Genomic DNA, 10,208 nt, shown 5'->3' on the forward strand with positions numbered 1-10,208 from the left:
GAGCGTCTCGCCACCCGGCCGTCACAGCGCCGAGCGAAGCTCCCGCATCCGGTCGATCTCGGCCGACTGACCGGCGAAGATCTCCGAGGCGATCTCGCTGGCGAGCAGGTCGGCGCCCTCGGTCATCTGCTCGTCCGCCATGTCGACCGCGCCCTGGTGGTGGGCGATCATCCCGGTCAGGAACAGCCGGTCGAACCGCCCGCCCTTGGCGGCGGCCAGCTCGTCCATCTGTGCCGGTGACAGCATGCCGGCCATCATCGGCTCGTCGTCGTCCCCGTCGTGGTCGTGCGTGCTGTGGTCGTGCACCTCGGGCACGCCGAGGCCGCGGGCCTGGAGCCAGGCGGCGAGGCCTTGGATCTCGGGCCCCTGGGTGCCCTCGATCCGGCGGGCCAACGAGGCAACCCGCTCGTCGCGGGCCCGGGTGCGGGCCAGCGCGGTCATCTCGAGCGCCTGCGCGTGGTGCGGGATCATCATCTGGACGAAGCGGGCGTCGACCTCGTTCCACTCGGTCTCCTCGAGCGTGGTGTCGGGGTCGAGGGTCGCGTTGGCCTCACCCGGACGGCCCGGCTGCAGGATCTTGCTGAGCGCCTCGGTGTCGGCCGAGGACGTCGCCGTGGGCTCCGCACCGGCCTGGGCCGGATCGTCCGCGCCCTCGCCGGCCGTGCACCCGGCAAGCGTCAGCACCGCCACCAGCGCAACCACGATCGCCCTCGGAGCCGCACGTCGAGCACCCGCCACGTCGTACACCTCGTCCTCCCGAGAGCCCACCGAAGTTACCTGCACGGACATCTTGTGGCCACCGAGCCGCCGGTGCAAGTATCAGGCGACCCACTCCCTCGGAAGGTGCCACCATGAATCGACGTACCACCCCCACTCGATCATGGAGCGCTCCCGGCGCCGCAGTGCTCGCCATCGGGCTCGCCTGCGGACTCGCGGCCATCGCCGCGCCGGTGAACGCTCACGATGACCCCGACGAGGTCATCACCGAACAGACCGATCCGGACTGCGGTCCCGGGCAGAAGAAGCTGAAGAAGGCCGACGACAGGTTCGACCAGGGCTGTCTCCCGGGCAAGCGCCTCGGGCAGCTCGACGACAGCGACGCCGTCCTCGAGCCCGGCGAGCAGGCCTCCAGCAAGAACATGACGCTGCTCGCCAACATCCCCAAGAACGGCGCGTTCGCCTCCGAGGGCTCCTTCAGCAGCGACCTCGCCTTCCAGGGCAACTACGCCTACGCGGGCAACTACAACGGCTTCACCGTCTACGACATCAAGAAGGCCCACAAGCCCAAGCAGGTGGCCCAGGTCGTCTGCCCCGGGTCGCAGAACGACGTCTCGGTGAGCGGTGACCTGCTGATCCTCAGCACGGACTCGAGCCGCAGCAACGACACCTGCGACAACGAGGCGCAGTCCCCGACGATCGAGGCATCGTGGGAGGGCCTGAAGGTCTTCGACATCAGTGACCCGACGGAGCCGGCGTACGTCGCCTCGGTCGAGACCAAGTGCGGCTCGCACACGCACTCGCTCGCGCCGAGCCACGACGGGGAGACGCTCTACGCCTACGTCTCGTCCTACAGCCCGAACGCGGCCTTCCCCGACTGCCAGCCGCCGCACGACCTGATCAGCGTGGTCGGCATCCCGGTCGACAGCCCCGAGGACGCCTCCGTGGTCTCCGAGCCGGTGCTGTTCCCGGACGGTGGCAACCCGCCCGGCAACGGGTCCAGGCAGACCAGCGGCTGCCACGACATCACCGCCTACCCGAGCAAGGACATCGCGGCCGGCGCCTGCATGGGCGACGGGGTCCTGATGGACATCTCGGACCGGGAGAACCCGGTCGTCACCGAGACCGTGCGGGACACGGAGAACTTCGCCTTCTGGCACTCCGCGACCTTCAACAACGACGGCACCAAGGTGCTCTACACCGACGAGCTGGGCGGTGGCGGCGGCCCCACCTGCAACCCGACCGTCGGGCCCGAGAAGGGCGCGGACGGCATCTACGACATCGTCGACGGGCAGCTGGAGTTCCGCAGCTACTGGAAGATCCCGCGGACCCAGACCAACACCGAGAACTGCGTCGCCCACAACGGGTCGCTGATCCCGGTGAAGGGCAAGGACATCATGGTCCAGGCCTGGTACCAGGGCGGCATCTCGATCGTGGACTTCACCGACTCCTCGAACCCGAAGGAGATCGGCTGGTTCGACCGCGGTCCGCTCTCGAACGAGCGCCTGATCCTGGGCGGGTCGTGGTCGGCGTACTACTACGACGGCTACATCTACTCCAACGACATCCAGCAGGGCCTGGACGTCCTGACCGTCCGTGACCCGCGGGTCGCGTCGGCGAAGAGCGTGAAGTTCGGCGAGCTGAACCCGCAGAGCCAGCCCAACTTCAACGGGTGACGCGCTCGGTGGCCGCGTCGGCGTGCAGCCGGCGCGGCCACCAGAACGCGTCCCCCATCCGGACCGCGATGGCCGGGACCAGCACGGTCCGCACGACCAGGGTGTCCAGCAGGACGCCGACGCAGATCACCACGCCCAGCTGGGCGAGCACCACGAGCGGCAGCACCCCCAGGACAGCGAACACGGCCGCCAGGAGGATGCCGGCGCTGGTGATCACCCCACCGGTGGCGGTGAGCGCCCTCAGCATGCCGGCCCGGGTGCCGTGCTCGCGGCTCTCCTCCGCCGCCCGGGTGACCAGGAAGATGTTGTAGTCGACGCCCAGGGAGACCAGGAAGAGGAACGCCAGCAACGGCATCCCGACGTCGATGCGCTCGAAGCCGAGCACCCCGGTGAACACCCACCACGAGACACCCAGTGCGGCCAGGTAGGTCGCCACCACGCTCGCGACCAGGATGACCGGCGCCACCAGCGAGCGCAGCAGCAGCACCAGCGCCAGCAGCACCAGGCCCAGGATGACCGGGAACACGACCAGTCGGTCGCGTGATGCCGCCGCCGCCTCGTCCAGACTCTCGGCCTCCGGCCCCCCGACGTACGTCGCGGGCAGGGGGTCCAGCGCGGCCCGGAGCCGCTCGATGCTCGCGCGGGCGTCCTCGCTGCCGGGCTCGGCCGCGAGGAGCAGATCGACGCGCACCAGACCGCCCTCCCCCTGGCTGACCTGGCCGGGGGTGACGCCGTCGACCTGCCCGACCGCCCGCTGCACCTCGCCGACGGGCTGGCCCGAGACCACGACCGTCGGGTCGGCGCTGCCGACGGGGAACGACTCGCCGAGCCGCTCCGAGGCCTCGATCGCCTCCGGCTTCTCGAGGAACTGGTCGGCGTCGGACAGGCCCGTGCGGACCTGCCCCAGACCGGCTGCCAGCCCGGCGAGCACGACCATCGTCACCACGATCATGAGCGAGGGTCGCGCCGACACCACGGCGCCCACCCGGCTCCACACGGAGCGGGATCCGACCAGCGGGGTCTGCCCCACCCGTGGCACCAGTGGCCAGAACACGCCGCGGGGCAACAGCACCAGGGCGGACGGCAGCACGCCGAGCACCGAGACCGCCGCCACCACGATGCCGACCGCGCTGGCGACGCCGAGCCCCCGGGTGGCGGGGAACGACGCGAGCAGGAGGGTCAGGACGCCGACGACGACCGTGACCGAGCTGGCGAGGACGGCTTCGGCGGTGCGCCGCAGGGCCCGCGCCATGGCGTCGTACCGGCTCTCGTGGACCTTGAGCTCGTCGCGGTAGCGGGAGATCAGCAGCAGGGCGTAGTCGGTGCCGGCGCCGAACACCAGCACCGAGAGGATCCCGATGGTCGACTCGTCCCAGGTGACGTCGAAGGCGGCCAGGGTCTGGGTCGCGAGGATGGCCGCCACCCGGTCCGCGATCCCGACCACCGCGAGCGGGACGATCCACAGGAACGGGCTCCGGTAGGTGACGATCAGCAGCAGCGCCACGACGGACGCGGTCGCGATCAGCAGGCGCAGGTTGGCGCCGTCGAACACCGCGGCCAGGTCCGCCTGGATGGCCGCCGGGCCGGTGACCTGGGCGCTCACCCCGGTCGGCAGGTCCTCGCGCAGCCGCTCGCGCAGGTCCTCGACCGCGGTGGCGATGGCCTCCGCGCCGGCCGCGTCGACCGAGACGACGCCGAGGGCGGCCGTGCCGTCCTCACTCGTCCGGAACGGGGCCCGGTCGCCGGCGATGTCCCGCAACTGGCCGCGGAGCTCGGTGACGACACCCTCGTCCAGCCGCCCGTCCTCGGCGGCGTAGACGACGACCGCCGTGCTGTCCTCCCCGGACGGGAAGGAGTCCTGCAGCTCGACCACCGTCGTGCTGTCGGCGCCCTCCGGGAGCCCGTCCAGTGACGACGGCGAGCGCTCCGCCTCACCCACGAGACCGAGCACCAGCAGGGCGCCGAGGAGCGCCAGGAGAAGGGTGGCCCCGGCACGCCGGGGGGTGAGCGTCGCCATGGAAGGGCCTCCGTCGAGGTCGATGGCGGTCTAGACTGCCCACGACCGGGTCGCTAGTCGGATTGCTAAGTTAGTGAGTCACTTGTCGCCACGCAAACCAGAGGGTGAGTCGCCCGCCGGCCTGCCGGCCGGGTCGCTGGAGACCTCGACGCTGCTGGCGTTGCGGGAGCTGATCCACACCGGTTCGCTCGTGGCCCCGGCGATCGCCCGACGAGCGTCGCTCAGCCGGTCCGAGCTGCGCGCCCTGGAGCTGCTCTTCGACGGTCCGCTCGGCCCGGTCGACCTGGCCCGCGAGCTGGGGGTCACCAGCGCCGCCTCGTCGGGCATCGTCGACCGGCTGGTCGCCCGCGAGCACGTGGTGCGCCGGCCGCACGACACGGACCGACGACGGACGGTCGTCACGATCACCGACACCGGCCGGAGCGACGTCATGGGCCACCTGACGCCGATGTTCCTCGCGCTGCACGAGCTCGACGCCGATCTGGACGACGAGGAGCGCGCGACGGTCGAGCGGTACCTCCGGGGGGCCATCGAGGCACTCCGCCGGCTGGTCTGACCGCCCACAGGCGTGACACGGGCGCACCACAGGGGCGCCACACGCCCGCTCCCCCGCCTGAATCGCCCTCGAAATCGGACCATTTGCCGTACCTTGCTGCCATGGGCAACGGAGCGCCCGAGCGCGAGGAAGACACCGGGGACGACGTCCTCGCTGCCTGGTTGAGCCACCGCAAGCCGGTGCCGACCAGCGGCGACGCGTCGGTCCTGCGCGCGCCCAGGAAGCCCGTGGACGACGACGCCACCCCGCTCAAGGACAGGCTGGCAGCCGGCCGGGATGCCGCCCGCGGCATCACCCCGGAGCAGCGACGTGCCACCGAGATGCGGATCGCCGCCTCGCGGGAGCGTGCCCAGCAGGAGGCCGAGGAGCGTCGCCGCGCGGTGCTCGCCGAGGCCGACCGGGCGGCCGCCGCGCGTGCCGCGGCCGCGCTGGCCGAGACCGAGGCCCAGCAGCGCTCCCAGGACGACACCGATCGGCTCGCCGAGGAGCGCCGCCGGGCCGACGAGATCGCGGCGCGGCTGCACGAGGAGCAGCGGCAGGCGGCGGCCGAGCGGGAGTGCCGGGCGCAGGAGGCCGCGCGTGCCGCCGAGGCCGCCGAGGCCGCCGAGGAGGAGCGTCGGGCCGCAGAAGCCGCACGTGCCGCTGAGGAAGAGCGCCGGGCGCAGGAGGCCTCACGTGCCGCCGAGGAGCAGCGCCGGGCGCAGGAGGCCGCCGCTGAGGAAGAGCATCGCGCCGAGGAGGAGCGTCGGGCGCGCGAAGCCGCTCAGGCCGCCGAAGACGAGCGCCGCGCCCAGGAAGCCGCGCGCGCCGCCGAGGAAGAGCGCCGCGCCCAGGAAGCCGCCCGTGCCGAGGAGGAGCGGCGGGCCGCAGAAGCCGCGCGCGCCGACGAGGAGGAGCGTCGCGCCGAGGAGGAGCGTCGGGCGCGCGAAGCCGCTCAGGCCGCCGAAGACGAGCGCCGCGCCCAGGAGGCCGCCGCTGAGGAAGAGCGTCGCGCCGAGGAGGAGCGTCGGGCGCGCGAAGCCGCTCAGGCCGCCGAGGACGAGCGCCGCGCCCAGGACGAGCGCCGGGCGCGCGAAGCCGCTCAGGCCGCCGAGGATGAGCGCCGGGCCCAAGAGGCCGCACGCGCCGAGGAAGAGCGCCGGGAACGGGAGGCAGCCCGCGCCGCCGAGGACGAGCGCCGCGCCCAGGAAGCCGCGCGCGCCGCCGAAGCTGCCCGCGCAGCCGCAGCCACGCAGGACCAGCACCGCTCCCCCCTGGCCGAGGCCCCGGAGTCCGTCGCCGCCCAGGTCACCGAGCCCGAACCCCAGGTCACCGACGAGCAGCGCCTCGCCGAGGAGGCTGCCGCCAGGCGCGCCGCTGAGGAGCGTGCCGCCGAGGAGCGGGAGATCGACCAGCAGGTCGAGGCCGCGCGCCTCGCCGCGGCCGGCAAGCGCACATCCCGCAGGGGACGGACGTCGCCGTCGCCCGACGAGCCGTCAGCTGTCGATGGCGAGCCGGACACCCTGACCCAGGCTGCCCAGGAGCCGGTCGCGACCTCCGCCCGACGCGAGAGGTCCCGCAGCACCCGGAAGGCCCAGAAGCGGCGCGGGAACCGCACGACGAAGCGGACGCGGGCCGCCGACACGGCCGGTGGCTCCTTCGTGGCGCCGGTGGAGACGCTGACCCGGCGCCGCTCCGGCCAGAAGGTGCTCGTGCTCTTCATGCTGCTGGCCTTCGCCGCGTCCGGCTACGTCGGTTTCTTCGCGTGGCAGACGCGCTCGAGCACGATCCTCGGAACAGCACTGATCCTGGCCTGCCTGGGCGCGATCCTGTGGGTCGTGCGGATCAGCACGATGCCGCCCACGATCGTGGTCCAGAACGGTCTCCTCGACGTGGAGACCGCGTCCCGCCACAGCTCCTTCGACCTGCGCAGCCAGCACACGGTCGTCGACGTGACCGGTCGTCCCGGCCAGCGCCGGTGGCGGGTCAGGGTGACCAAGCAGGGCGCGGCACCGCTCGTGCTCGATCGGACGAAGGTCGACCCGCACGAGTTCACGCGGGTCCTGGACTTCTACCGTCCGGTCGACGACCGCGAGACCGTCATGACCGGTTCACAGCACTGATCACAGCCTTCAGCGAGGCGGTCACAATGTTCGCGTCCAGGCCGACTCCCCAGAGGATCTGGTCGCCCACGGCGCACTCGACGTACGCCGCGGCGATCGCATCGCCTCCCGCCGACAGGGCGTGCTCGCTGTAGTCGAGGACCCGGACGTCGAACTCCTGCGGCAGCTCGTTGAGAGCATTCACGAAGGCTGCGATCGGGCCGTTCCCCTCCCCGGTGAGGGACACGAGCTCGCCCTCGACGTACACGTTCACCGACAGCTGGTCGCGCTCGCCCGCGGCGGAGGACGTGTGCACCGAGTTCAGCTTGAGGGGCGCCTCGCGGTCGAGGTACTCGGAGGAGAACACGTCCCAGATCGCGTCGGCGGTCATCTCGCCGCCAGCCGTGTCCGTGCGCGCCTGGACGACCCGGCTGAACTCGATCTGGGCCCGCCGCGGCAGCTCCAGCTTGTGCTCGGCCTTGAGGATGTAGGCGACGCCACCCTTGCCCGACTGGCTGTTGACCCGGATGACGGCCTCGTAGGTGCGCCCCACGTCCTTCGGGTCGATGGGCAGGTACGGCGCCTCCCAGGGCATCTCCGAGGTGGGCACGCCGCTGTCCTTCGCCCGGCGCTCGAGGTCCTCGAGCCCCTTCTTGATCGCATCCTGGTGCGAACCCGAGAACGCCGTGTAGACGAGGTCCCCGGCGTAGGGATGCCGCGGGTGCACCGGCAGCTGCGTGCAGTACTCGACCGTGCGTCGGACCTCGTCGATGTCGTGGAAGTCGATCTGGGGGTCGATGCCCTGGCTGAAGAGGTTCATCCCGAGCGTCACCAGGCAGACGTTGCCGGTGCGCTCGCCGTGCCCGAACAGGCAGCCCTCGACCCGGTCGGCACCCGCCATCAGGGCGAGCTCGGTCGCCGCGACCGCCGTACCCCGGTCGTTGTGGGGGTGCAGGGAGATCGCGCTGTGCTCGCGCCGGGTGAGGCCGCGGGAGAAGTACTCGATCTGGTCGGCGTAGGTGTTCGGCGTCGACATCTCAACCGTCGCGGGCAGGTTGAGAATGATCTCCCGGCCGGCCTCCGGCTGCCACACGTCGGACACGGCTTCGCACACGTCGAGCGCGAAGTCGGTCTCGGACTGGGTGAAGATCTCCGGCGAGTACTGGTAGCCGAAGTCGGTGTCGCCGAGAAGCTCCTCGGCGTACTTCATCACCATCTCGGTGCCGCGGGTCGCGATCGCCCGGCACTCGTCCTTGGTGACGCCGAAGACGACCCGACGGAACAGCGGCGCGGTCGCGTTGTAGAGGTGCACGGTGGCGCGGTCAGCACCCACCAGGGACTGGACGGTGCGCTCGATCAGGTCCTCCCGGGCCTGGGTGAGCACCGAGATCCGTACGTCGTCGGGGACCCGGTCCTCCTCGATGAGCTGGCGGACGAAGTCGAAGTCGGTCTGGCTGGCGCTGGGGAACCCGACCTCGATCTCCTTGTAGCCCATGCCGACCAGCAGGTCGAACATCGTCAGCTTGCGGGCCGGAGTCATCGGGTCGATGAGCGCCTGGTTGCCGTCGCGGAGATCGGTCGAGAGCCACCGCGGTGCCCGGGTGACCTTGCGGGTCGGCCAGGTCCGGTCGGGCAGGTCCACCGGCACGAAGGGGTGGTAGCGCTCGATCGGCATGCCGGACGGCTGCTGTGCATTGCTGATGTTGCTCAGGTGGGTCATGGAGTCCTCGCTGGTCTTGCTCAAGGGGCGCCGGACGCGCAGCACACTCTCCGCAGCGAGGGGGCCGGACGGATCAGGCCTCGCTGCGGCAGCTAAGGAGGAGCAGGCGCTTCATGACGCATCCAGATTAGCGCACGGTCCGCGCCGGCGTGCGGCGATGTCCGGTGCGTGAGCGGCTACCCGCGCCACGGTGCTCGGGATTGCCAGCACCGGCGAGTCCCTGACCACCGGGCACCCTCCTCGTCCCGGTCACGCGTGCAGAACGACGTGCAGCCGACCGCTTGAGGGGCCGGGATCGCGCTCGGAGGTGGGTGCTGCACGTAGTTCTGCCCGGGCGCGCGGGCTCGCTCGGTGGTTGCCCTTCGAGACGGCGCTGGTGCGCCTCCTCAGGAACCGGAGCGAGCCCGGTCCCCGGTGGTTGCCCTTCGAGACGGCGCTGGCGCGCCTCCTCAGGAACCGGAGCGAGCGCCAGCGAGCGTCTCGAAACCACTCCTCGACGGTGCTGCGCGTGCAGAACGACGTGCAGCCACTGCCCTTCAGCGCCGTACGGCACTCCGAGGCGGGGTGCTGCACGTAGTCCTGCCCGGCCACCGGTTTTCGACACGCTCGCGGCGCGACCTGGCCAACCGGGCGACGGTGGTTGCCCTTCGAGACGGCGCTGGCGCGCCTCCTCAGGAACCGGAGCGAGCGCTAGCGAGCGTTTCGAAACCACTCGCTCAACCACCGGTGGACATGCCACGGTCCCCACCCGATCCTGCCTGGGGTGGGGTGTGGGGCGGTGTCCTCAATGCTCGGGCGGGGAACCGACCGGGCGGGTCGGGTCGGTGATGTCCAAGGTGCCGGTGCGGTCGCGTCGGAACCGCAGCCCGTGCGGGGAGGTCCACTCGAACACCCCCGGCACCGGGGTGTGACACGCCCAGGCGCCGTGGGTCTTGAGCCGGTGGTGCCGCCGACACAGCGCGCCGAGCTTGTCGGTCGCGGTCTGACCCGGTGGACCGTCGGGGTCATAAGGAACCACGTGGTCGGCATCACAGGACCTCGCCGGGCGGGTGCACCACGGGAACACACACGTCCCATCCCTCAGGCGGATGGCCTCGCCCATCCGGTCCGGCACCTCGTAGGCATCGACCGGGACCAGCCCCTGATGGTCCAGCACCGGCTTGACCACGACTTCGGCGTCGGGGTGGGCCAGCCAGGTGCGGATCTGCTCGGCGGTCACCGGGGACCGGGACAGCTCACACCGCCCCACCACCCCCGACCGCCCGGCCTTCTCGGTTCGGTGACCGGTGCCGGCGATGGCGTCTGCGGCCAGGTGCAGATAGAGCACCGCCTGCCGCGGCTTCACCACCGCACCGGTCCCGGCGCCGCCCGCGCGGCCGGCGATCTGGGCCGCGGCAGGCTCGTCGCCGGTGCCGCCTGCCGCCGTGCCGTCTGTCTCGTC

At 71.8% G+C, this 10,208-nt stretch carries 7 protein-coding genes; 3 read left to right on the forward strand and 4 right to left on the reverse strand.

Going from position 1 to position 10,208, the window contains the following annotated elements; genetic code table 11:
- Positions 1-21 precede the first annotated feature (21 nt).
- The gene (locus IE331_RS10195; protein WP_192143071.1) at positions 22-768 is read right to left on the reverse strand and encodes a DUF305 domain-containing protein; all 747 of its coding nucleotides are present in this window, start codon (positions 766-768) and stop codon (positions 22-24) included.
- Positions 769-950: 182 nt separating this feature from the next.
- Here IE331_RS10195 and IE331_RS10200 point away from each other — a divergent pair, with 182 nt between their 5' ends.
- Positions 951-2,393: an LVIVD repeat-containing protein gene (locus tag IE331_RS10200; protein WP_201931533.1), complete on the forward strand. Its 1,443-nt coding sequence runs from the start codon at positions 951-953 to the stop codon at positions 2,391-2,393.
- Here IE331_RS10200 and IE331_RS10205 read toward each other — a convergent pair.
- Positions 2,383-4,410 carry an MMPL family transporter gene (locus IE331_RS10205; RefSeq protein WP_192143075.1) on the reverse strand — a complete coding sequence of 676 codons (2,028 nt, stop codon included), beginning with the start codon at positions 4,408-4,410 and terminating at the stop codon, positions 2,383-2,385. The two genes, IE331_RS10200 and IE331_RS10205, sit on opposite strands and share 11 nt — an antisense overlap.
- Before the next feature lie 73 nt (positions 4,411-4,483).
- Between IE331_RS10205 and IE331_RS10210 the strand changes: the two genes are divergently transcribed.
- Together IE331_RS10210 and IE331_RS10215 are read left to right on the forward strand one after the other, a co-directional pair.
- Positions 4,484-4,966, forward strand: a complete 483-nt coding sequence (locus IE331_RS10210) for a MarR family winged helix-turn-helix transcriptional regulator (RefSeq protein ID WP_201931535.1) — start codon at positions 4,484-4,486, stop codon at positions 4,964-4,966.
- A gap of 101 nt (positions 4,967-5,067) precedes the next feature.
- Positions 5,068-7,068, forward strand: a complete 2,001-nt coding sequence (locus tag IE331_RS10215; protein WP_192143077.1) for a hypothetical protein — start codon at positions 5,068-5,070, stop codon at positions 7,066-7,068.
- Here the strand turns inward: IE331_RS10215 and leuA are convergent.
- Both leuA and IE331_RS10225 read right to left on the reverse strand, forming a co-directional pair.
- Positions 7,046-8,767 (reverse strand): 2-isopropylmalate synthase, encoded by a 1,722-nt coding sequence (gene leuA, locus IE331_RS10220; RefSeq protein WP_192143079.1) that lies wholly within the window; start codon positions 8,765-8,767, stop codon positions 7,046-7,048. The genes IE331_RS10215 and leuA overlap by 23 nt on opposite strands.
- Before the next feature lie 784 nt (positions 8,768-9,551).
- A partial coding sequence (locus IE331_RS10225; protein WP_192143081.1) for an HNH endonuclease signature motif containing protein occupies positions 9,552-10,208 on the reverse strand: 657 nt, incomplete at its 5' end.

Source organism: Nocardioides donggukensis (assembly GCF_014842875.1).
GTDB lineage: Bacteria > Actinomycetota > Actinomycetes > Propionibacteriales > Nocardioidaceae > Nocardioides > Nocardioides donggukensis.